24 protein-coding genes are annotated in these 23,097 nt (G+C 32.0%); 11 read left to right on the forward strand and 13 right to left on the reverse strand.

All coding sequences use genetic code 11. The features are described from left to right. The 8 genes from KA830_RS01425 to KA830_RS01460 form a co-directional block, all read right to left on the reverse strand. Positions 1 to 762: an ABC transporter permease gene (locus KA830_RS01425; RefSeq protein ID WP_046207559.1), complete on the reverse strand. Its 762-nt coding sequence runs from the start codon at positions 760 to 762 to the stop codon at positions 1 to 3. A 5-nt stretch (positions 763 to 767) separates the two neighbouring features. Next, a complete protein-coding gene (locus tag KA830_RS01430) occupies positions 768 to 1,727 on the reverse strand; it encodes an ABC transporter substrate-binding protein (RefSeq protein WP_046207560.1) in 960 nt (319 codons plus the stop codon). A 13-nt stretch (positions 1,728 to 1,740) separates the two neighbouring features. Next, positions 1,741 to 2,481 carry an ABC transporter ATP-binding protein gene (locus KA830_RS01435; protein WP_073344084.1) on the reverse strand — a complete coding sequence of 247 codons (741 nt, stop codon included), beginning with the start codon at positions 2,479 to 2,481 and terminating at the stop codon, positions 1,741 to 1,743. A gap of 251 nt (positions 2,482 to 2,732) precedes the next feature. After that, positions 2,733 to 3,245, reverse strand: coding sequence for a DUF4242 domain-containing protein (locus tag KA830_RS01440; RefSeq protein WP_019468800.1), 513 nt, complete (start codon positions 3,243 to 3,245; stop codon positions 2,733 to 2,735). A 363-nt stretch (positions 3,246 to 3,608) separates the two neighbouring features. Beyond that, entirely contained in the window at positions 3,609 to 4,310 is a 702-nt protein-coding gene (gene lrgB, locus KA830_RS01445; RefSeq protein ID WP_019468801.1) for an antiholin-like protein LrgB, read from the reverse strand. Beyond that, entirely contained in the window at positions 4,307 to 4,750 is a 444-nt protein-coding gene (lrgA, locus tag KA830_RS01450; RefSeq protein WP_046207562.1) for an antiholin-like murein hydrolase modulator LrgA, read from the reverse strand. Before lrgA ends, lrgB begins: the two co-directional genes overlap by 4 nt. A 120-nt stretch (positions 4,751 to 4,870) precedes the next feature. After that, positions 4,871 to 5,635 carry a response regulator transcription factor LytR gene (locus KA830_RS01455; RefSeq protein ID WP_204180315.1) on the reverse strand — a complete coding sequence of 255 codons (765 nt, stop codon included), beginning with the start codon at positions 5,633 to 5,635 and terminating at the stop codon, positions 4,871 to 4,873. After that, entirely contained in the window at positions 5,632 to 7,389 is a 1,758-nt protein-coding gene (locus KA830_RS01460) for a sensor histidine kinase (RefSeq protein ID WP_107525160.1), read from the reverse strand. Before KA830_RS01460 ends, KA830_RS01455 begins: the two co-directional genes overlap by 4 nt. Before the next feature lie 345 nt (positions 7,390 to 7,734). Here KA830_RS01460 and KA830_RS01465 point away from each other — a divergent pair, with 345 nt between their 5' ends. The 6 genes from KA830_RS01465 to pcp all read left to right on the forward strand — a co-directional run bounded on the left by KA830_RS01465 (position 7,735) and on the right by pcp (position 14,103). Continuing rightward, positions 7,735 to 9,126, forward strand: a complete 1,392-nt coding sequence (locus KA830_RS01465) for an MFS transporter (RefSeq protein WP_046207565.1) — start codon at positions 7,735 to 7,737, stop codon at positions 9,124 to 9,126. A gap of 229 nt (positions 9,127 to 9,355) precedes the next feature. Next, positions 9,356 to 10,951 (forward strand): M20/M25/M40 family metallo-hydrolase, encoded by a 1,596-nt coding sequence (locus tag KA830_RS01470; protein ID WP_196296353.1) that lies wholly within the window; start codon positions 9,356 to 9,358, stop codon positions 10,949 to 10,951. 98 nt (positions 10,952 to 11,049) lie between these two features. Continuing rightward, a complete protein-coding gene (locus tag KA830_RS01475; RefSeq protein ID WP_204180313.1) occupies positions 11,050 to 11,490 on the forward strand; it encodes a DUF805 domain-containing protein in 441 nt (146 codons plus the stop codon). A 303-nt stretch (positions 11,491 to 11,793) separates the two neighbouring features. Continuing rightward, on the forward strand, positions 11,794 to 12,498 hold the full coding sequence (locus tag KA830_RS01480; RefSeq protein ID WP_019468807.1) for a DUF969 domain-containing protein: 705 nt from the start codon (positions 11,794 to 11,796) through the stop codon (positions 12,496 to 12,498). Then, a complete protein-coding gene (locus KA830_RS01485; RefSeq protein WP_204180311.1) occupies positions 12,491 to 13,417 on the forward strand; it encodes a DUF979 domain-containing protein in 927 nt (308 codons plus the stop codon). The genes KA830_RS01480 and KA830_RS01485 overlap by 8 nt, the downstream gene beginning before the upstream one ends. A 44-nt stretch (positions 13,418 to 13,461) precedes the next feature. Continuing rightward, a complete protein-coding gene (gene pcp / locus KA830_RS01490; RefSeq protein WP_204180310.1) occupies positions 13,462 to 14,103 on the forward strand; it encodes a pyroglutamyl-peptidase I in 642 nt (213 codons plus the stop codon). A 119-nt stretch (positions 14,104 to 14,222) separates the two neighbouring features. On the opposite strand, the gene KA830_RS01495 is transcribed toward pcp, so the two are convergent. Together KA830_RS01495 and yidC are read right to left on the reverse strand one after the other, a co-directional pair. Then, the gene (locus KA830_RS01495; RefSeq protein ID WP_046207571.1) at positions 14,223 to 14,723 is read right to left on the reverse strand and encodes a GNAT family N-acetyltransferase; all 501 of its coding nucleotides are present in this window, start codon (positions 14,721 to 14,723) and stop codon (positions 14,223 to 14,225) included. 143 nt (positions 14,724 to 14,866) lie between these two features. Further along, entirely contained in the window at positions 14,867 to 15,667 is an 801-nt protein-coding gene (yidC, locus tag KA830_RS01500) for a membrane protein insertase YidC (RefSeq protein WP_210134059.1), read from the reverse strand. A gap of 236 nt (positions 15,668 to 15,903) precedes the next feature. On the opposite strand from yidC, the gene KA830_RS01505 reads away from it, so the two are divergent. Next, complete coding sequence (locus KA830_RS01505) at positions 15,904 to 16,716, forward strand: metallophosphoesterase (RefSeq protein WP_210134060.1); 813 nt, start codon at positions 15,904 to 15,906, stop codon at positions 16,714 to 16,716. Here KA830_RS01505 and KA830_RS01510 read toward each other — a convergent pair whose 3' ends face one another. After that, the gene (locus tag KA830_RS01510) at positions 16,717 to 17,328 is read right to left on the reverse strand and encodes a C39 family peptidase (protein ID WP_019468814.1); all 612 of its coding nucleotides are present in this window, start codon (positions 17,326 to 17,328) and stop codon (positions 16,717 to 16,719) included. Between the two features lie 164 nt (positions 17,329 to 17,492). Here KA830_RS01510 and KA830_RS01515 point away from each other — a divergent pair, with 164 nt between their 5' ends. Continuing rightward, positions 17,493 to 17,963 (forward strand): GyrI-like domain-containing protein, encoded by a 471-nt coding sequence (locus KA830_RS01515; RefSeq protein WP_204180308.1) that lies wholly within the window; start codon positions 17,493 to 17,495, stop codon positions 17,961 to 17,963. Between the two features lie 292 nt (positions 17,964 to 18,255). Here KA830_RS01515 and KA830_RS01520 read toward each other — a convergent pair whose 3' ends face one another. Further along, positions 18,256 to 19,461, reverse strand: a complete 1,206-nt coding sequence (locus KA830_RS01520) for a putative multidrug effflux MFS transporter TcaB (protein ID WP_204180307.1) — start codon at positions 19,459 to 19,461, stop codon at positions 18,256 to 18,258. A 257-nt stretch (positions 19,462 to 19,718) separates the two neighbouring features. Between KA830_RS01520 and KA830_RS01525 the strand changes: the two genes are divergently transcribed. Together KA830_RS01525 and KA830_RS01530 are read left to right on the forward strand one after the other, a co-directional pair. Then, positions 19,719 to 20,099 (forward strand): GtrA family protein, encoded by a 381-nt coding sequence (locus KA830_RS01525; protein WP_019468817.1) that lies wholly within the window; start codon positions 19,719 to 19,721, stop codon positions 20,097 to 20,099. Positions 20,100 to 20,343: 244 nt separating this feature from the next. Then, complete coding sequence (locus KA830_RS01530; RefSeq protein ID WP_019468818.1) at positions 20,344 to 21,213, forward strand: cation diffusion facilitator family transporter; 870 nt, start codon at positions 20,344 to 20,346, stop codon at positions 21,211 to 21,213. A 341-nt stretch (positions 21,214 to 21,554) separates the two neighbouring features. Here KA830_RS01530 and KA830_RS01535 read toward each other — a convergent pair whose 3' ends face one another. Then, positions 21,555 to 21,917, reverse strand: a complete 363-nt coding sequence (locus KA830_RS01535; RefSeq protein ID WP_019468819.1) for an aggregation-promoting factor C-terminal-like domain-containing protein — start codon at positions 21,915 to 21,917, stop codon at positions 21,555 to 21,557. 357 nt (positions 21,918 to 22,274) lie between these two features. Between KA830_RS01535 and KA830_RS01540 the strand changes: the two genes are divergently transcribed. After that, positions 22,275 to 22,961, forward strand: coding sequence for a 2,3-diphosphoglycerate-dependent phosphoglycerate mutase (locus tag KA830_RS01540; RefSeq protein WP_040030126.1), 687 nt, complete (start codon positions 22,275 to 22,277; stop codon positions 22,959 to 22,961). Positions 22,962 to 23,097 lie beyond the last annotated feature (136 nt).

Raw genomic sequence — 23,097 nt, forward strand, 5'->3', positions numbered from 1 at the left:
TTATTCTCCAAATCTGATTAAAATTAATTTTTCTAAATAACTAATTATTCTATCTATCAAAAATCCAAAGAGTCCAATAAAGAAGATCGCTGATAATACATCTTCTAAATTTAACATATTACGCGCATCTACGATTAAAAATCCTAGTCCAGATTGGGCTCCAATCATTTCACCTGAAACTAAGAAAATCCAACTTGTTCCCACTGCCATGTGAATACCAGCCATAATATGTTTAAATGAAGCAGGGAATAAGATGTTACGATATAACGTCCAACCACTTAAATTCATATTTGACGCAATTTTTAAGTATTGTGGCTCAACATTCCTAACGCCTTTAATCGTACTAAATACAATCGGGAAAAAAGCAGCGATAAAGATGATAGCCATTGCTGGTAAACTGCCAATACCAAACCATAAAACAACAAATGGCGACCAAGCTATAGGTGAAATAGGTCGTATAAGTTGAAATAACGGTTCTATTGCAGTGTGCAATAAGGTGCTTCGACCTAAAATAAAACCTGTTGGGACACCAATTAAAATTGCGATACTAAATCCAATAAAAAATCGAAATAAACTGATGCCCAGATGGGTAAATATTTCCCCGGTAATAATAAAATGCCAAATACTCTGAGCTACTAGGATAGGACCTGGGAGTAATATCGGTTTATAATCTCCAATCCAAATGACACATTGCCAAATAAATAAGAAAAGTATGAATGTTAGTATAGGTAAAGTTTGCTTTTTAATTAAATTACCTGACATGCTGCTTATGCCTCCTTATACAGTGTTGGATCAACGAATGATTTATAAGATGGTGTTTCGAAAAGTTGATGTTGGTTAATCAACTGTGTAATTTTTTGATAACCATCTTCATTAATTGATAAATTGCCATATGATGTCCATTCTGCAGATTGTTCCAATACTTTTCGATCTTGTTTAAAGTGCTTAGACATAATATCAACACTTTGTGATTTATCATTCATTCGATATCCAGCTTTTTTATAATCAGATATAAAACTTTGAGCAACATGTTTTTGATCTTTTATTAAGTCAGTTCTAAGTACTAAAGCACAACAGTATGCATCGGGAATCACTTCATTACCATGTTTTAAAGTTTTTCCTTTGCCTAACTTTTCTCCTAATGCGCCAAAAGGTTCGGCCACAGAATATCCAGAAATTCTATGTTCATTTAGGGCAGCTGGCATTTCTGCTGGAGCCATTTCATGATAACTGAATGTTTGAGCATTCAAATTTAATTGTTTTCTCATTTCTTCCAATAATAAGTAGTGCGTTGAATAACGATGAGGGATGGCAAATCGATATTGATGCTCATTATTAAAATTGTTTACCGTTTCACCTTTTTGTCCCATAATGACGTTACCTTCGTGGTGTCCTAGCGCAACTGCTTTAATATCAGCACCCTTTTGTTTAGATTTCATAGCTAATTCTATTAAGGTTGATGCGCCATCAATTCTCCCACTATTTAATGCATCCATAAGATCTGGCCAATTATTAAACTTAATTAATTTTAATTTATAACCATTATGTTTAGCTTGTGCTTTTACTTTTTGAGTCATCATTAAGTTAGCAGAATGTGTAATTGGCAAATAACCAATTTTTAAAGTCTTTTGCGGTTGATTATGTTGATTATTCTTCTGTATAGATTGATTATTACATGCACTTAGTATAAGGATCATAATTATTGGAAAGATGATTATTTTTTTCAATAGTTACAACTCCTTATATGTAATATTCAGGTTCTGCTTGATGGTGGTTTAATGCGAATTTTTCCATAATATTATTTCTTAAAGTTAATAAATAACTATCATTTCTATTTCTCGGATGTGATTGTTCAATTGAATATTGGCTTATAATATTACAGCCATCGCCGAGTAAGATAATGTGATCAGAAAGGTAAATGGCTTCATCAATGTCATGCGTAACTAATATAATCGTAGCTGTAGATTGTTTTTGGAGTTGTACAAGTTGATCTTGTAATTTATAACGTGTAAAAGCATCCAGTGCGCCTAATGGTTCATCCATCAATATGACTTTGGGTTGATGGACTTGTGCACGGCAAAGTGCTACGCGTTGTTTCATTCCTCCAGATAATTGCTCTGGAAACGTCTTTCCTTTATGATCTAAATCAACATATTTTAAATAATTATTGATTTCATCATCACTCATTTCGCGATTTAATCCTAAACGAATGTTGTCATTAATGTTTTTCCACGGCAGTAAATTATGATGCTGAAAAATCATTAAACAATCAGGTGATGGATTTTGTTTTAATTGATCTTCAATTTTAACAGTACCTGACGAAGGTGTTAAAAATCCGCCTATAATGTTTAACATGGTAGACTTTCCACAACCACTTTTACCTAGAAAAGTAACTATTTTACCTTTTTCAATATTTAAATTAAAATCATCGATAACACGATGGTCTCCAAATTGATGTTGGATGTGATTAATGCGAATCATGGCAACACCTCTATTATTCCTATCTAATTAATATGTTTTTTGATGAAAAAAAAGCGGCAGAAATCTAAAATGTATCATTTGATTTCATATTGCCGCTCCTTGAATAGTGTTTAGGTTATTTATAAGTTTACCCCAATTTTTAGCTTAAATAAGATTGTTAGCTAGCAATGGTGTGACGAGTATGATACATACTTATAAATAACTTTTGCTAACTAAACCTGTGGAATTATAAATATAAAGAGAAAGTTTAGTTATAATTTTTCAATATCATCAATAGGCGTATCTACAGCTTTTCTTGCACGACGAACGGCGTCTTCATCAGGTGCATCATATAAGCAGATACATTTTGACATATCTTCACATACATAAGTACGTTGGAATTGAACTTCAGGGACTTCTTCATAGTGGACAGAATTTTTCTTTTTACGCGCTAAATATTGATCCATTGTGATACCTTCTGGGATGTTCCACGTAACAAGATAATCAACGTGTGCATCACCTTTTTTAACTTCTTCTAAGTCTTTACCTACTAAACGTACTTCTTTAACTAAATTAATGTTGATAGATGCATCTTCAAGAAATTGTTTAGCTTCTGTATCACTGTTCGCTTCTACAATAAAATAGCCATGTGTTAAATCTTCTGTTGCTTGTACTTCAATTAATGTTGGTACTTCACCAGTAGTGAGTTTTGCTGCTTTATCTTCTAAGTCTTTTTTAGACTTTGCGAAATCAAGATTATTTGCTTCGAGTAAATATAATGTCATTTAATAGAACCTCCAATGTTTATAATAAATGAATAGTACTATAATTCTTATCAAAATACAAGGATATAAAAGGATGTTATTTTAATTTTCTGATAATTGTTAAAAATTATATTCTATGTAAAGTAAAATCTTTCGGGAAACATGTAACGTTAATTTTTAAAAAATTTCAAAACGTATATAAAATGATATAAACATTTATATTTAATTAAACTGTATTAAATATAAGAAAAAACTGGGGGAGAAAATTTTAGGTTTCATAAAACTAAAGAAAACGTCAACTTCTATATTTATCATAGAAATTGACGCTTAAGCTTGAGCAAGCATTGTTTATGTTCTAACTTTTTATCGTTGTGATTTTAGATATTATAGTAAGACTGTTGCTAAAATTGGTGCAACAACGACTACGATTACACCTACGATTACTAGTGAAATAGAGGCCATTGAAGCTTCTGTCTCACCAAATTCTTGTGCAGATGACACTCCTAATGAATGGCCACTTGTACCAAGTGCGAGCCCACGAGCAATAGGGTTTGTAATGTTAAATAATTTAATGAGTTTGGAACCTAAAGCATAAATAATGACACCATTTAAGATTACTGCCAATGATGTTAGTTCTTTAATACCACCAATATCGGCTGATACTGGTAAAGCAATGGCAGTGGTAGCACCTTGTGGTAACATAGATGCAATGATTTCATTTGAAAATTGGAAAGCACTTGCAATGAAATAGATAAATACCAAAGCAGCTGTCGTTCCGAAAGCAATACCACCAAGGATCTGTTTCCAATATTTCTTAAGCACGTCACGTCTTTTATATAACGGAATCGCAAAACAGATAGTTGCAGGTTCTAAAAAGAAATTGATGATGTCGCCACCGATTTTATAATTTGCATAATCTATACCTGTTAACTTTAGAAATGCTATACCGAAGACCATGCTGACAAATAATGGTGTAAATAAAAAGAAGCCATTCGTCTTCTTGAATAATATCGTTGCTACGATAAAAGGTATAATAGATAATAAAATTCCAAAATATGGTGTGTTAATGCCTAAATGTTCAATCATAATTTTTCCTCCGCTAACTGTTTAGGTTTTCTTTTCTTAGGTATAAATGATTTTGTAATTAACATTTGTGAGAAAAATCCTGTGCATAGTAATAATAAGATTGTAGAAATGATAATTAGCAATATAATCAAGATTGGACTTTGGCTTAATACGCCTAAAGAATTAATAACTGAAATACCTGCAGGTACAAATAAGAAACCAATATTATTTGTTAGCGTCGTACCCACTTTTTCAACTTCCCCAAGTTTAACAATCCCTGTACATAAAGCGATAAATAATAAGACTAGACCTATCACTGATGCTGGCATTGGAATAGGCATGAAACTTTCGATAATATTTGATAAAAGCATGATGATTGCCAGCACTAGTACTTGATGAAAAAAGTTATACGTTTTTGAATGACTAGGCTGCTTCTCAGCTTGTTTTTTGTTTGTTTCCATAATGTATTTCCTCCCGAATTAATCTTGAGTTAATTATAATATGAAAACGGTTGCTACTAGTCTTTTTAAAGGTGAATTACGAAACGTATATACTGAGTTGCATTAATTACGATGTGACATTCAAAGTAAGCCCATATTCTGCTTGAACGTTTTCATATATGAGCGACTGACTTGGAATTTTAATGCATTTGTCATCGTAAGTTGATAGGTATAGTTAAACCAATGTTCTATTGTTTGTATGTGTACTTTATTAACAAGCGTGGCACGGTGAATTCTCATAAACAAAGGATCCGCAATTTTTTTTTCGTAATGATTAAGTGGTTCAGTTGTATGATAATTTTCTTGTAAGGTGTTGATCGTAGTAATACCGTTATTAACAGAAATAGCAATAATATCTTCTAAATTAATGATATGAATACGCTCATCTACTTCAATAGGTAAAACCATTTGTGAGGTTGGCGTATTTTCTTTGTGTGCATCATTTTGATGCTGGCTGACATCATTTGCTTGTTTATAAGTATCGTGATCGAGCGCTGTTTCAACTTTATGGATGGCCTGTGCAATACGTTTTTGTTCGAATGGTTTTAAAATATAATCCGTCGCATCTAGCTCAAAAGCTTTAACGGCGAAAGTATCATGTGCCGTAGCAAAAATAATATGTGGTGGGTTTTGCATTTTTTTAATTTTATTTGCTAAATCGAGTCCACTCTCTTCCATTAAATTAATATCTAAAAAAATTACATCATAACGATCATAAAGTAAGAGTTCTAATGTTTCTGAAACATTTTCTGCTTCATTAATTACATCAAACGTACGAATTTCATTTAATAAGTAATGAAGTTCGTTACGCGCTAAAGGTTCATCATCTACAATAATTGCTTTCAATGTTTTTCGTCCTCTCTTATGAAAAATGGAATAGTATAACTTACGTTGGTACCTTCTTTGCCGGAATGAATATGCATTTTAGCTGTAATGCCAAATAAGCCTTCTAATCTGTGATTTAAATTCTCTAAGGCGCTACCTGTGCCTAAATCAGAATAAACACGTGTTTTACCTATATTATTAATTTTATCATCAGGGATTCCTGAACCATTATCTTCAACTGATATATATAATCCATCTGCTGTTTTATAAGCGGTTACGATAATACGATTGTTATATTTACGGTTTTTAAAGGCATGTTTGATGGCATTTTCTATAAGTATTTGTATTGCAAATGGTGGTACAAGTGCACCATAACATGAATCTTCAATATTGAATGAAACATCAAAACGATCTGGATAACGTGCTTGTTCAAGTGATAAATAAGCCTCAACTTGTTGCAATTCCTTTTCAAGTGAAATCGTATTGTTACGTGCACCTTGTAAATTTGAGCGGAAAAATTGGCTGAGCTGTAACAGTAACTTTCTTGCTTTTTCACTATCAATTCTGACTAAGGCAGAAATTGTGTTAATGGCATTGAAAAAGAAGTGCGGATTTACTTGTGCTTGTAGTGATTTGATTTCGGCATCTCTAACTAAAGCGCTTTGTGTTTCAGCTTGACCTAATTCAAGTTGACTAGAAAATATCTCTGCAAGACCAGATGCTAACTGTTTGTCGGAATGAGAAACATCGTGCCTATTAGTAAAATATAGTTTTAAAGTACCAATAACATCATTCTTGACTCTTAATGGAACGACAATGGCTGCTTCAAGCGGGCATTCAGGATGATTACAACCAATATCTTCCCTTGAATATGCTTCTTTTAAAGTACCTGCTTGTATTGCCTGTTTTGAAAGATTGGTAATGATTTGTTTTTGGGCAACATGATGATCACTTGCTGCACCTACATGCGTTAATATATCTTTACGATTAGTGATAGCGACTGCCGAAACACGCATAAGATCTAAAATAATGGTAGCTGCTTGTTTGGCAGAATGCTCATTTAATCCTGAGCGGAAAAATGGTAATGTTTCATTTGCTAGTTGTAAAACATCATGTGTTTGAATAGCACGTGTTTCTTCTTCTTGTTTGATTGTCGATAATATAATTGATAAAAAAATTGCTGTACCGATTGAGTTGATTGAAATCATAGGTAAAGCAATTAATTTAACTAGTGACCAAGCATGCTCCGTATTATCAGAAAAGATTAAGATACAAATCATTTGAATAACTTCTGTAGTACCTCCAATGATAGTACCTTTAACTATGGTAGGATACTGACGTGCACGCATTGCTCTATAACCAAAATAACCGGATACTAGCGCAATAAATATAGATGAAATCAGATAAATATAAGCATCAGCACCACCAATATAAACACGATAAATGCCTGAAATCATTGCGACAAAAATAGCGACGAATGGTCCTCCGATTAACCCTGAAACACCTATGGTAAGTACGCGCGTATTTGCGAGAGAAGCCTCAGGATCTAAGTGATTATAGACGCTACCATTAACGACTTCATTGCCATTGATTTGTATACCTGTGAAGTTTGAAATCATAGAGAAACACCCGAAAATGATGATGAGCTGCCATTGTGAACTTCGTTTATCTCTTTGATTCATCATTGTTTTAAAGTGATTAATATTCATTAATATATAAGCGATAATAATAATAAGACCTACACGTTCTAGTAATAAAATAAATAAATTTAACATCTCATACACCTTTATAGATAATTTGTCTATCTAGTATAATACATAATTTTGATTATGTATTAATTATTCTTATAGAAAAAATAAAATTTCTAAACGCTATCAATATATTTTGTGGAATAATTAAAAAGTTACTTAATACACTTTGCGTGCTCTTTTTTTAGCAATAAATTGAAGTAAATGTTATTTTTATCTTATTGACTTTTTTAAAAAATGTTTTGAATTTTAAAAAGTCATGTTTACCATGTAATCATTATTATAAGCAAGAGAAAATGTTTTGGAGCTGGACAAGTTAAATCATTAATAATGATTATGGTTGTTTTACGGGGATTTAGGAGGCAAAATAATATGGAATCAGAACAACCATTTGAAGGAGATAACAGACTTCTTTCAGGTATTTTTTTAAGCGTAATAACATTTTGGTTGTTTGCTCAATCGCTCGTTAATATCGTTCCTGCATTAGAAACATCTTTCACAACTAGTTATGGAACGATTAACGTAGCCGTAAGTTTAACCGCATTATTATGTGGTTTGTTTGTTGTAGGTACAGGAGGACTTGCAGATCGATATGGTAGGGTCAAAATGACTTATATCGGTTTGACTTTAAGCGTTCTTGGATCATTACTTATTATCATTCCAGGATTTGTCCCTTTGTTAGTACTTGGGAGAGCAATACAGGGGCTATCTGCAGCATGTATCATGCCTTCGACATTAGCAATTATAAATGAATACTATATTGGAAGAAGGCGACAACGTGCGTTAAGTTACTGGTCTATCGGTTCATGGGGTGGTACTGGAATTTGTTCGTTTTTTGGTGGCATCATGGCTACCTTTGTAGGATGGCGATCTATATTTATTATTTCAATAATAGTAGCTTTAGTGTCTATGTATTTAATCAAACACACGCCAGAAACGAAAGCCGTTCAAACCGAGGCATCAAAACGTGCCAAATTTGATTTTGTAGGGCTAATTATATTAATAGTTGCAATGCTGAGTGTCAATTTAATCATTACACAATCTTCAAATTATGGTTTCTTTTCACCGCTTATTTTGATGTTAATTGTGATATTCATCATTTCAATTATTGTATTTATATTATTTGAAAACAAAGTTAAAAACCCATTGATAGATTTTAAACTTTTTAAACATAAAGCATACAGTGGTGCTACAGTGTCAAACTTTTTACTAAATGCTGTAGCAGGGACGCTTATTGTTGCGAATACTTATTTTCAATCGGGATTACATTTCACCTCATTCCAATCTGGTATGATGACTATTACTTACTTAGTAGCTGTTTTAATCATGATTAGAGTCGGAGAAAAAATCCTACAGGAAATCGGTCCTAAAAAACCAATGCTTATAGGTGCAGGGCTTAATGCGATAGGGATTCTATTAATCTCGTTAACCTTTTTACCTACACCTGTTTATGTCATCAGTTGTGTGTTAGGTTACTTAATTTATGGTGTGGGCTTAGGTATGTATGCCACACCTTCAACAGATACAGCTGTTACTACTGCGCCAGAAGATAAGGTAGGTGTCGCGTCTGGTGTATATAAAATGGCATCTTCACTTGGTAACTCATTTGGTGTAGCTATTTCAGGGACAATATTTACGATTATGTCAGCTCGTGACAATATTCATGTTGGTGCCATGTATGGACTGTGGTTTAATGCTGCATTAGCAATCATTGCATTTGTATTTGTATGGTTATTAGTTCCGAAAAAGCAATTTAATAATTAGTTATGGTAATAAGATTTTTGAAGTAAATAACAAAATGAAATGCATCCTCTATGCTAGATTAAGCATCAAGCATAGAAGGGTGCATTTTTTAGAGTAGTATATATGAAAAAATTAGGATATAGACAAACCTCATATGCGTAAATTAGTTTGAAATGTACAGTAAAATTATTGGTTATCATTGGGAAATCATATTATAATTTAGTAAACGCTTACAAGGAGGTCTGGATTGATGCAAACTTTATGGCAAAATGAACAAGATCGTTTAACTTTACTAAAACAACTTGTAAATCACCAATCAATTACGAATACACAAGGAGAGAAAACATTCCCTAATCTGGTAAACCAATTGTTATTTCAACTTAAATATTTTAAGACCAATCCCAATCAAATTCAAAAAATACTAACGGATGATGATAAAGAAGCATTAATTGCTTTTTATCAGGGTTCCCAATCCGGTAAAACTATTGTACTTGTTAGTCATTATGATACGGTCGATGTGTCGGAATTTGGTTTAGCTCATGATTTAGCTTGTAATCCTGATAAATTAAAGCAGTATTTTTTAGAAAACCAAAATTATTTAGATAAAGGGGCTGTAGAAGACTTACTTAGTGAAGATTACTTATTTGGTCGTGGGATTATGGATATGAAAGCAGGTCTCATGTTGCATATGTCTTTAATTGAATTAGCATCCATTGAACAATGGGATATTAATTTGATTTTAGTTACGGTTCCAGACGAGGAAGTAAATTCTTCTGGTATGAGAAAAGCGGTAGAAAAATTAGCAGAATTAAAAGCTAACTACGATTTAGATATACAATTACATTTGAATAGTGAACCTACTTTTCAGCAAGCTACTTCAGATGAAAAACATTATATATATTCAGGATCAATTGGTAAAATCATGCCAGCAGTACTGTGCTATGGAAAGGAAACACATGTCGGTCAGCCTCTTGAAGGTTTGAGTGCTAACTTTATGATGAGTTATATTACACAAGCGGTAGAATATAACACACAGCTAAAAGAACATTTTGAAAATGAATCCACACCTGTACCTGTAACATTAATGATGAAAGATATTAAAGATACATATGATGTGCAAACGCCATACAAAACCATAGGATTATTTAACTTCTTTCTATTTAACAAAACACCTAAAGATGTTTTTAGAGAATTCATAAATACGGTCATCACTGCTGTTGAGCGTTGTGAATCGGATTGGCTATCTGTATTAGAAACAGAAGATTACCAATTCGATAAAAAAATTAATGTTCTGACATATGAGCAACTTAGGCAATATGCTGTTAAACAGTACGGTGAAGAAGCAATCACTAATCTTATAGATCAAACACTTCAAGAAACGTCAGAGTTACATTTACAGAATATTCATGTTGCAGATAAGCTGATGCAAATATGTAAGAATATAGCGCCAGCTGTAGTGACATTTTTTGCTTCACCTTATTATCCAGCTGTTAATGCTTCATCCGACAAGCACGTATCCTCAACTATAGAATTAGTGAAACATACACTAAATGAACAATTTCAGCGTAGTAGTGAACAAGTATATTATTTTAATGGCATCAGTGATACGAGTTATTTAAAGTTTGATGGAGATATGGAACAGATGGTTATATATGAGCAAAATACGCCAAATTTCAATCGTACATACACTATTCCTTTTGAATCAATGAAAGCCATCAGTGCACCTACATTATTGATAGGACCCATTGGCAAAGATGCTCATAAATTAAGTGAGCGTCTGCATAAGCAGAGCGCATTAATAGAATTACCTGTCGTGCTAGAAAAAGTAGTTAAGTCATATATTTAAACTAGATATGTAGCTAGTACTTGTTAGAAGGTGTGCGATTACGCTATTATGAATAATAAATGTTTAAATAACTTTAATTGAAAAATGGAGTGTCAAATATGATAGAGGCGTATAAAGATTTTTGGAAAAAATATATAGATTTTCAAAGTAAATCCAATAGATTAGAGTTCTGGACACCAGTGCTGATTCATATTGTTAGTGTATTTATTGTAGCTATTATTGGTGTTATTGCTTTTATTTCAGGTGCTTTTATTGTTGCTACAATCCTGTCAATATTGGTTGGGATTTTTGTTTTGGCAATGATTATACCAATGTTTGCTATTACATTGCGACGATTTTATGATGCAGGAAGAAGAAGAACTTCTGCCATCATTCTTATAGCTGTGTCTATTATTATGAACATTTCATTTGATTTGATTCAAATCAATAGCATAGCCATCTTACTTAATGTGATTGCATGGATATGTACGATTTTATTAATCATTGAAACATTGCTACCTTCTCGTAATGAATCGGATGCCACTTTAAAATGGCTATAGCATTTTAAATGCGAATGAAGATATGAGATAGCAAGTGTTTAGATGTATGAATTATGGCGAACTTTAATGTCGTAGTAGAGGAATAAGTATAATACACGCGTTTTAACAAAGATGTTCAAGTAATTTTCCAAAAATGAAAAATTAAAATTTATCGCTTATAAGCCGTTGTCATTAAAAGTCTGAAACATGTAAAAGATGTTTTGGACTTTTTTGTTTATGTTGTTAAGGTATAAAAATTATCTGAAAATTCATTGTATTAAAAAAAGTAAACCTTTAATATAAAAGAAGAAAGGTGGAGATAACATGGAATGGTTAAAATTGATTGGAATTTTAATTATAGTACTTGGTTTTTTATTCAAGATTGATACGATTGCTGTGATTTTAATCGCCGCTGTAGCGACGGGACTTGTATCAGGTTTAAATTTGTACGTTATTCTTGAAACATTAGGAAAAGCTTTTGTTGATAATCGTTTAGTTACACTTTTTATTTTAACATTACCTATGGTGGGGTTAATTGAGCGTTTTGGTTTAAAAAAGCAGGCCTCGAATATGATCGGTAAGGTGAATAAAGTTACGAGTGGGCGATTGATGACTATCTATTTATTCATTAGAGAATTAGCGGGTGTTGCATCAATACGTATCGGAGGACATCCACAGTTTGTACGTCCATTGATTAATCCAATGGTACAGGGTGCGTTAAGAACACGCTATCATTTGCAAGAACATGAAGTAGACGAAAAGGATATCGAAAAGATTAAAGCGCAGACTTCTGCGATGGAAAATTATGGTAATTTCTTCGGTCAAAATTTGTTTGTAGGGGCAGCAGGTGTATTGTTAATGGTTGGTACGTTTCAGTCTTTAGATATTAAAGTGAATGCCATTGATCTTGTATTAGCATCATTACCAATCGCTGTTATTGTCTTTTTTATTGTGTGGATAAATAATATTAGATTTGATAAATATTTAGATCGGAAATACGGTAAAAAGCAGGTGGAAAGACATGAGTGAGCATACATTAAATCAAATTTTAGAACTATTTTACATATTAATTGGTTTACAATTACTTTATACGGCATATCGCGTGTTAAAAGCATCAACAAATAGCAAAAAATATGGTACAGCTTTATTTTGGATTTTATTAGCTATTTTATTTATTGCCGGTCCTTATATACCTAACGTAATCAATGGCATATTTATCATAGTTATGGGAATATTAACGCTATGTAAACAAGTGGTTATTAAAAATATTATAGATGTCAACGAAGCACAGGGAAACGTGGGTTCACAAAAATATGGAAATAAATTATTTATCCCCGCTATTGTTTTAGCTATAGCTGCGATTATCGTTTCTAATTGGACACCATTAGGAGGAGCAATAGGTTTAGGTGTTTCTTCGATATTAGGGTTACTTGCTTCATATATTGTTATTAAGCCAAATGGTAAATATATACTTTACGACAGTGACCGTCTAACCCAACAAATTGGAACAGTTGGTATACTACCACAGTTCTTGGCTGCATTAGGCGTACTTTTTACAGTGAGTGGTGTGGGGGATGTTATTTCTAAAGGCATATCCTCTTTTTTACCAGAGGGCAATCATCTTATAGGTGCGGCAGCATATGTTATTGGCATGGTGCTTTTTACAATGTTAATGGGTAATGCATTTGCTGCATTTACCGTTATCACAGCAAGTATCGGTATTCCATTTGTTATCGCACAAGGTGGAGATCCTGTTATAGCTGGTGCACTGGCTATGACTGGTGGATTTTGTGGTACATTATTGACACCTATGGCAGCTAATTTTAATACTTTACCAGTTGCTTTATTAGAAATGAAACAAGAATTCGGCGTGATTAAAGCGCAAGCGCCCATTGCACTTATATTAATTTTGGTGCATATAGGATTAATGTATGTTTGGGCGTTTTAAAATGTAAAAAGTATAAATTAAAAAATGAAAAGGGGATGTTAATGATGAAAATATTAGTAACAGGGTTTGATCCTTTTGGTGGAGAAGAGATTAATCCAGCATTGGAAGCTGTTAAATTATTGCCAAATGAAATTGAAACACATCAGATTGATAAGATAGAAATACCTACAGTTTTTAATAAAAGCAAAGAAATTATAGTTAATAAATTAAAACAAGAACAATATGATGTTGTATTGGCAATTGGACAAGCAGGTGGAAGATTTGAATTGACGCCAGAACGTGTAGGTATAAACATTGATGATGCGCGTATACCTGATAATGAAGGTAACCAGCCGATAGATGAAGTTATTCAATCATCAGGCGATGCCGCATATTTTTCCAATTTACCAGTTAAACGTATGACAGAGGCGATTAAGTCTGCAGGGGTACCAGCGAGATTGTCTAATACAGCAGGTACTTTTGTATGTAATCATATTTTGTATCAACTTGGATTTTTACAAGCAACACAATTTCCAAATATTAAATTTGGATTTATACATGTGCCTTTTATTCCTCAACAAGTCACAGACAAACCTGAAAAACCATCCATGTCTATTCAAACGATTGCAGAAGGTTTGGAAGCTGCTCTCAAAGCGATTATAGAATCAGATGAGGACATTAAAATTGCTTTAGGTGAAACGCATTAAATTATTTTTAGAACATATATTAAAATAAAAAAGCAGTGACACATACTATGATGATAGCGGGTGTCATTGCTTTTTTTAGTGCGTAAAACAATGTAGTAATAAAGTCGTAACTTGTTATTTTAATAATCGTGTTCATTTCTTGAATAATTCATACGTACTTCATAATAAGTTTTTCCAAAATAAGTAGCTTGTTTATCATTGCTCAACTTAAATCCAACTTGCTCATAAAAATGAATTGCATTTTTATTTTCTTCAACTACCCATAGGGTTACATTGTCAGGATAAGATAATTCCAAGGCACGTTGTGTAAGTGCATAACCAATCATATGACGCTGATAATCTTCCAATAAATAAAGTGCGAAGATTTCACTCCAGTCGTCAGAAGAAGATGAGGATTCCGTTTTGCCATAAGATATGAAACCTACTACTTCGTTTTCGACGAGGGCAACTAATGTCGGAACATTGTGCAAATAAGACTTTCTGATAAATTGAGCTTTGTCTAGGTTTTCTAAGTAATTATTTTTAGATAAATGGTCATAAGTTTCCAACCAACTTTCATAGTGGACAAGTGCTTTACCATACTTATCTGCTTCAGTTAATGCTCTTATTGTAAACTCCATACATCTTCCCCCTTTGTTTATCAAATTGTAATTATTATAGCATCTAACGATGTGTAAAAGAAATTTTTGAATTCATTACAAGTAAATGAAAGAATTTTAAAATTCAATAAAGTAACATGACTCATTGTTTAGTCAATATTTGTTTAATTGAGGGAATCCGCAAGTTTTAAAGCTTCTTGTTTTGCTTGTTTACTGTAATATGAATGAGCAAAGTGCATTTGTAAAATTAAAAACAAACCACTAAATGTCCAATACAAACCAAGTGCTGCTGCAGAATGTAAAGATATGTAAGTTATAAAAATAGGTGATAGTATCATCATCACATAATATGTTTTGCGTTGATTTTTAGGGTAATGCATTGCATTTACAAGAGGTTGTATGAAATAAATAACAGCTGCAATTAAAGACATCCATAGATCAGGTTTTGTTAAATTGAACCATAAAAAATGAGGGAATTGATTTATTCCACCACTGCTAGGAAATTTAAGTGTCACGATTAAACCAAATAATATGGGCAACTGTATTAAAATTGGTAAACAACCGATAACGCTTTTTATTGGATTAATGTCATAACGCTTATAAGTGGTCATCAAATCTCTATTAGCTTCACGTTTTTCCTCCTGTGTTTGCGCATCTCTTACGCGTTGTTTGATGTTATCAATTTGCGGTTGTACTATCTTTGTTTTTTCTCTGATCAGATGCATGTTTTTAACTTGTATTAACATAAACGGCATTAAGATAAGGCGTATGGTCAGTACAATCATGATGATGGCTAACCCATAATTGTCGTTAAACAACTTTCCCAATCCATGCAAAAACATATCAATGGGTTTTACAAAAATAAAGTAAAACCAGCCACTTCTATCCTCTTGTTTTGAATAATCACAAGCAGTTAAAAGTAAAGGTAGCATCGTCATCATTAAGACAATCCAATTTTTCTTCATATGTTATTTCCTCCTGCTCGGGTTTTGAACAATGTAACTTTAACACAATTGCATACAATTTTTAAATATTATTTAAATAATTTCGAAAAACATTTTAATGAATGACTTACAGGTATGTTTGATATACAGAATGATTTGCTGAACGAAACTTATATGAATACAAGCGGAACATTTAAAGAATAAAGTGAAGTTGTGTCATAATGAAATTGTTAAACGAGTAGAGGAATGTGATAAATATGTTAATAGGCATGATTTCAGATTTACATATCGATAGACATAATAAACTAACGCCCAAAGATTATGAACAGGCATTAGTTACAGTAATTAAGCAACAAAAAATTGAATTATTACTTATCGCTGGAGATGTTTCAAATCATTATAAGTTAACGCAATCATTTGTGAAGGAAATCGAGATACAAACAATGATAAAAGTACTGTTTGTACCAGGAAATCATGATTTTTGGTCAACGGATACTGGGGCGACTTCTTCTGAAATCTTGGATACTTATATCAAAATGGATAATTGCTTAATAGATGATCCTTTTGTCATAAATGAAGCGTGGGCGATTGTAGGTAATACAGGTTGGTATGACTATACATATGCACACTCTAAATTCTCTTTGGAACACATTGCACGTAGGAAATATTATGGCGCTACTTGGCAAGATAAAGTGAAAATAGATTGGCAAATTGAAGACCAAAAATTATCAATGATAGCGGCCAAACAAGCGATGAAGGATATTGAAAAAGTAAAAGATAAAAAAATTATATTAATGACACACATCGTGACTCATCGTAAATTCGCAGTACCAATGCCACATAGAATATTTGATTATTTTAATGCATTTATAGGTACTTCGGATTTTGATGAAATTTATACCCAATATGATATTAGATATAGTATTATGGGCCATGTTCATTTTCGAAATGTTTTTGAAGAAAACAACGTGACATATATTTGTCCGTGTTTAGGCTATCAACGGGAATGGCGTACACCAGATATAGAACAGGAAATCAACCATGCGTTACACAAAATAGAAATTAATTAATCATTTTTGTAAATGAATGCTCATACGTCCAGGAGCATTATAACTGCTTTCTAATTTCTGTTTGTTAATTTTTATAATTTGATATTTATTCGGAAAAATAGCAGGTATAATAATTGATTTCCATAAATTAGACCATAATGGATCAATATAATAATAATGGTTATCGTCATAACCAATCAGCACGGTAACATGAATGTTTGATACCAATTGATGATGTGTATTATCAATTTTAAATGTTTTGCTAAAAGGCTTTTGACCTAAAACAGTGTGATAAATGATGACAGGTTGCCCTTTATCAATGACGTCACATAATGAAGCCAGTGATTTCCCAGTACTATTAACAATACGTTTATCATACGTTTGTAAATAGGGTGCTAAGGCTGTAGGGAAAATCGTTTGATGATAACCCCATTTTACCCATAAGTGATGACCTACATAGCCTTTATATGGATTATTGGCGTGTTTCGGCCAGTGTTTCATGATATGTGTTGCTGGTATTTTGTGATTATTGAATTGTAATATCATTGCACTTGCTATGCCTTCGCACCCCATAATCATAGGTATCGGGAACAATTGGCTAATTGGTTTAACGGCTAATATTTTTTTATTCATAGATAGAGACTCCTGTATCGAATATTAAAGATTTATTAACATTGATGATTGCTTTTATTATATATCTATATCGATTTAAGTGACTACAAAGATGCTTAAATCATAGTTAATATTAGATATATTTTAATGAAAATGGTTATAATGTGCGAAAGGGGTTGAAAACAATGGATTATAGAATAGAAACATTATCCGACATTCCAGTGCCAGTTGTAGGGGTAAAAAGAGCATATGCAACTGGACAAAAAGCACAAGAAAATATTTTTAAGTTTTGGATGGAATTTGAAGCAATGGGTTACAAAAATCACTTGATATCACAAAGTAATCAATACCTCGAAGGGTTATTAGGTGTTTGTCTTCCTAAAGAAAATGGCGAAATGCATTATTTAATAGGTGTGACAAATGAGGAAACGCAAAGTGATTGGGAACACGTAGAATTAGTAGAAGGCAGATACTTAGTATTTGATGCCAAAGGTCCAGTTCCAGAATCGATTAAACAAGCAATGCAAACCATTCATAGAAAAATCTTACATACTCTAGATTATGAATTGCGAAGCGCTCCTTTTTTTGAGTTGTATAAACCAGGTGAATTACATTCAAACGACTATATTACTGAAATTTGGTTTCCAATCAAATAATAGAATAGAAGTTTGAAATCAACGATGTTAGAAATATAAACACAATTGTGTCATGTAATCGTCCATTTCTATTTCAAGTCAAGTAGAATTGGACATTTATTGTGTTTATAGTATTTTATAGATTGGTATATTGAGCAAGCAAAAGAAAAGACGCCACTAAATGACATGTTGAAACATGAATTTAGCGGCGTCTATATTAATTTTTTAACCTAAGTTTTCCAAATTAATACATATGTTATTAAATTAATTGTGAATGTTGATAATGCTTTGAATGTATTTTTTAAGCTTTAATTCATGTTATATGCTTATTAATAAGAAACGACTTTAACCCAATTTCTAACCCAATGATTAGCACTGCAGTGATTAGTAAAATAATCGTATATGGTAAGATACTGTATTCACCTTGTAATCCTACTAATGGTGACATGATACCACCAAGTATAAATTGAAATAGACCTAGTAAACTGGAAGCATTACCACTGCCACCAGTACGCGCTTCCATTGCTAATGCAAAGCTTAAAGGTCCGATACCTGTTACAGGACACACATTTAAAAAGAATGCGATAATTAATACCCATAACGGCAAATGCAGTGTTAATGCCACAATAATAAGTACAACGCCAATTATTTGAACGATTGTTAGCATAATTAGCAAAAAGTAGCGATTTATATATGCCACAAGTAAGGCTGTAAGTTGACTCATAATAATAAGGCCAATGCCGTTAAAAGCAAACAAATAACTAAATTGCTGAGGCGTCATGTCATAAATTTTTTGTGTAATAAACGGTGCCGCAGATGAAAAACTAAATAACATTACGTACGTTAAGCCTTGTAAAATCATTGGAATAATAAATGCAGGCGTTTTTAACAAATGAGCAAAATCTTTAAAAATAACTTTAAAATTAAGTTTTGCTCGATTTGGTTGATGTGTTTCTTCTAAATGGCGGATCGACAAAAATAAAATAATAACACTTACGATTGCTAGAATTACAAATATTGCTTTCCAATTGGATATCGTTAGTGCGTATCCACCTATGATTGGCGCAATAATCGTAATGATACCATTAATTACAAGTAATGCTGCTAGTCCTTTAGCTAATGCTTTTCCTTCATGCTGGTCTCCCATAGTAGCTTTGGCAATTACTATCGCGCCTCCGCCAGTTAAACCTTGAACTAGTCGCAAAGTGAGTAAGACACCCATGGAAGCAGTGAAAACCGCCAGTAAAGAAGCGAGCGCATAGATTGAAATGATAAACAAAGCAACTTTTTTTCGTCCGTATGCATCAGACAAAGGTCCAAATATAAATTGGCCAATAGCAAGACCAATCATTGCAAATGATAAAGTAAGCTGTGCTTGAGATACAGATGTACTAAAGTCATGTTGCACATTCGGTAATGATGGCACATACATATCTATGGTTAAAGGGCCAAATGTAGTCATGATACCTAACACAATAATGACCATAATTGGCAGTTGACGATTTGAAATCTTGTCCATGTTTGAAACTCCTTTAAAATACTCTTTAATGTTTAATTATATACATGTTATCTCGTTTTGTAACTACTTATAAAAGTAATATATTAAATACCATGTATATTTAAAAACGAGCATATTAATTGAGCTCGTTGTAATTATTAATATAATACAAAACATACATTTATATGATAAAGTATTATACTAGATATAGCGCTTTAATAATATGTTTTTAATAGCAATTATTCAAAAAGACACGGAAATTTACTAAGGAGTAAAAAATGAATTTGACTAAAACACACTATGAAGTGATTAAATTTGTGATTGTAGGCGGTATGAATACTTTAAATTATTACATTGTCTATCTTTGTTTATTGAAGTTATTAGAAATGAATTATTTAGTTAGTCATATCAGTGGATTTATCATTAGTTTTGTTATTTCTTATTATTTAAATTGTTACTTTGTTTATAAAGTGACACCAACTTGGAGTAAATTCCTAAAGTTTCCATTAACTCAAGTTGTCAATATGGGCATGCAAACTTTATTATTGTACATTTTTGTACAATGGTTTGGTATATCATCTGTGATAGCACCTTTTGCAGGGCTTATCATTACGATACCTATAACATTTGTGCTCTCTAAATATATTTTGAGAGATTAGTTAAATGATTAATAGACCAACATTTTAAATATAGTTATTTTTATGAGATCAAGTTGCGGAATCAAAAATATGATTTGTTTCAAACTTGGTCTCTTATTTTTGCTCAATTTTATAATTAATATTAGGATTGGCTAAAAAAATAATTAGTTTATTTATATTAAATAATTTTTGAATAAAAATCGTTGTAAATATGTTTGTATTGAGTCATAATAAGTATTCAATCATACTGAAGGTGGAACGTAAGATGAGTCAAAAAGAAAAATTGGAAACAGCACAAAAAGGTGCCTTTTTAAGTTTAATCGTCTATATCATATTATCAGTGACTAAATTTATTGTAGGTTATTTATATGATTCTGCAGCTGTAAAAGCAGATAGTTTAAATAACATGACAGATATTATTGTTTCTTTGGCCGTAATTATTGGGTTGAAAATTTCTATTAAACCTGCAGACCAAAACCATCCATATGGACATTTGAAATCTGAAAATATATCATCATTACTCGTGTCATTTATTATAATGTTTGTAGGTATTCAAGTCATTATAGAGAATGTTCCTGAATTATTCACAAACGAACATCATACTCCTAATATTATAAATATTTATGTCAGTGTCATTAGTGGTTTGATTATGCTAGCTGTGTTTTATATTAATCAAAGAATTGCTAATCATACCCAAAGTAGTTCTCTGAATTCTGCAGCTAAGGACAATTTGTCGGATGCGTTAGTGAGTTTAGGAACTGCAATTGGTTTAGTATTTACACAATTTGGATTTCCAATCATTGATACGATATTAGCCATTATTTTAGGCTTACTTATAATATATACTGGTTTTGGTATCTTTAAAGAATCAATTTTTACATTAAGTGACGGTTTTAACGAGCAAGAATTAGAAGCTTATAAAAATTATGTGTTAGAAATTGAAGATGTAATAGAAGTACAAAATATTAAAGGTCGTTACCACGGTAGTAGTGTTTTTGTAGATGTAACGATTGTAGTAAAATCAGATTTGTCTTTAGAGGAAGCACATCACATTTGCGACAAAGTAGAACAACATATGCATAGCAAAGGCATTTCTTCAGTTTATGTGCATCCTGAGCCACAGTCAATACAGTAACTAAGATGTCGAGAAAGTAAATAATTTTGATTATTATCATGACTTATATTCATATTAAGTTAATAAACTACTAAAGGATAACCTGAATTAAGGTATTTAATGAATATTGATGTATAAACTGAAATTTTATTAGCTTATTTTATAGTAAAAAAAACGAGTGGAACAGAAATCTATTTTTATCAAAAAGATTTCACTGCTCCACCCTGGCAAGAATGACTAGAATTTTAAAAAAATATAGAGGAACACCTGAGATTCAGCCCATGCATAAGCCCCACTAACTCAATAAATTGAGAAGTGGGGCTTTATTTTTTTACATATTGAAGAAATGCATAAAATTCGTTTTACCACCAACCATTTGCAGCACGGAATTCAATTGCTGCATCAATTGAGCCATAACGTTCTTCAGCGTATTGAATCATACCTTTTGTTTGTTCAGTTACAGATCCAGTACCCCAAGCTTCCTTCGTTTGTCCTAAACCTCTATATCCTAATTCATTCACCGCATCTGGGTTACCGCTTGATTCTGGCATTACAATGTTATCCCAAAGTGCTTTTGTACCACCAGCAGCAATAAATTCACTATATACATCATTGTTTGCTTGAGTAGTTTCTGCAGCATCAGCTGTAGATGTATTTGAAGTTAAACCAACACCAGCAGTAGCGATTGTTACTGATGCGAATGAAGCTAATAATAATTTTTTCATTTGAAAAATCCTCCTAATAATTGTTTGTTTTAAATAATTTCAAATTGTATTTGTTAATCTGCATAGTTGTTTTAAAAATGCTTATTTTTGTCTGTCGTATTGCTCGGTTTATCAACGTTTACAACTATAACATCATTTTTTTATAGACAGGTTACAGTAAAATAAAAATAAAAAGTCATTTATGAATAAATGAATACAATCATTTCAAAATTAAGTGTAAATTGTTATAATTTTAATGTATGGCATGAGAAATTATAGATAAGTATTGTCGTAACAAGATTTATATCTGTATATCACTGTAATATTTTTGTAAAACGGGTGATAATATAATTTTATTCAATGGAAAGAAGGAATATTATGCCAAAACTAATTTTATGTAGACATGGACAAAGTGTATGGAATGCTGAGAATCTATTTACAGGTTGGGCTGATGTAGATTTATCAGAACAGGGAAGAACTGAGGCAGTAACGTCGGGAAAAAAATTAAAAGAACAGGGTATAGAGATTGATATCGCCTTTACGTCTTTATTACAACGCGCCATTAAAACTACATTTCACTTATTAGATGAATCTCAACAGTTATTTATTCCTGTTATTAAATCTTGGCGCTTAAATGAGCGTCATTATGGTGGATTGCAAGGTTTAAACAAAGATAAAGCAAGAGAAAAATTTGGAGAAGAACAAGTACATATATGGAGACGTTCATATGACATAGCACCACCTGAACAAAGTGAAGAACAAAGAAAAGACTATTTAAATGATAGAAAATATGAACATTTAGATAGAAGAGTTATGCCTGAATCAGAAAGTTTGAAAGACACTTTAATTAGGGTGATTCCTTATTGGAACGACCAAATTTCACAACAGTTATTAGATGGAAAAACTGTGCTTGTTTCTGCACATGGAAATTCATTACGTGCATTAATTAAGTATTTAGAAGATGTATCAGATGAAGATATTGTAGGATATGAAATTAAAACTGGAGCGCCTTTGATTTATGATTTAACAGATGATTTAAAAGTAATAAATAAATATTACTTATAGTTTTTCAATAAATGTAAGTAAAAAAAGACCTCATAAATAGATAATGAATCGTTTAAATAAAATAATGGCTGATCCTGAAGTATATAAATGTATATTTTCAGGAATCAAGCCACATTTTAGAAGTAATGCGACAAAA

The sequence above is a fragment of the Staphylococcus sp. GDY8P119P genome (genome assembly GCF_017892075.1).
Lineage (GTDB): Bacteria > Bacillota > Bacilli > Staphylococcales > Staphylococcaceae > Staphylococcus > Staphylococcus ureilyticus.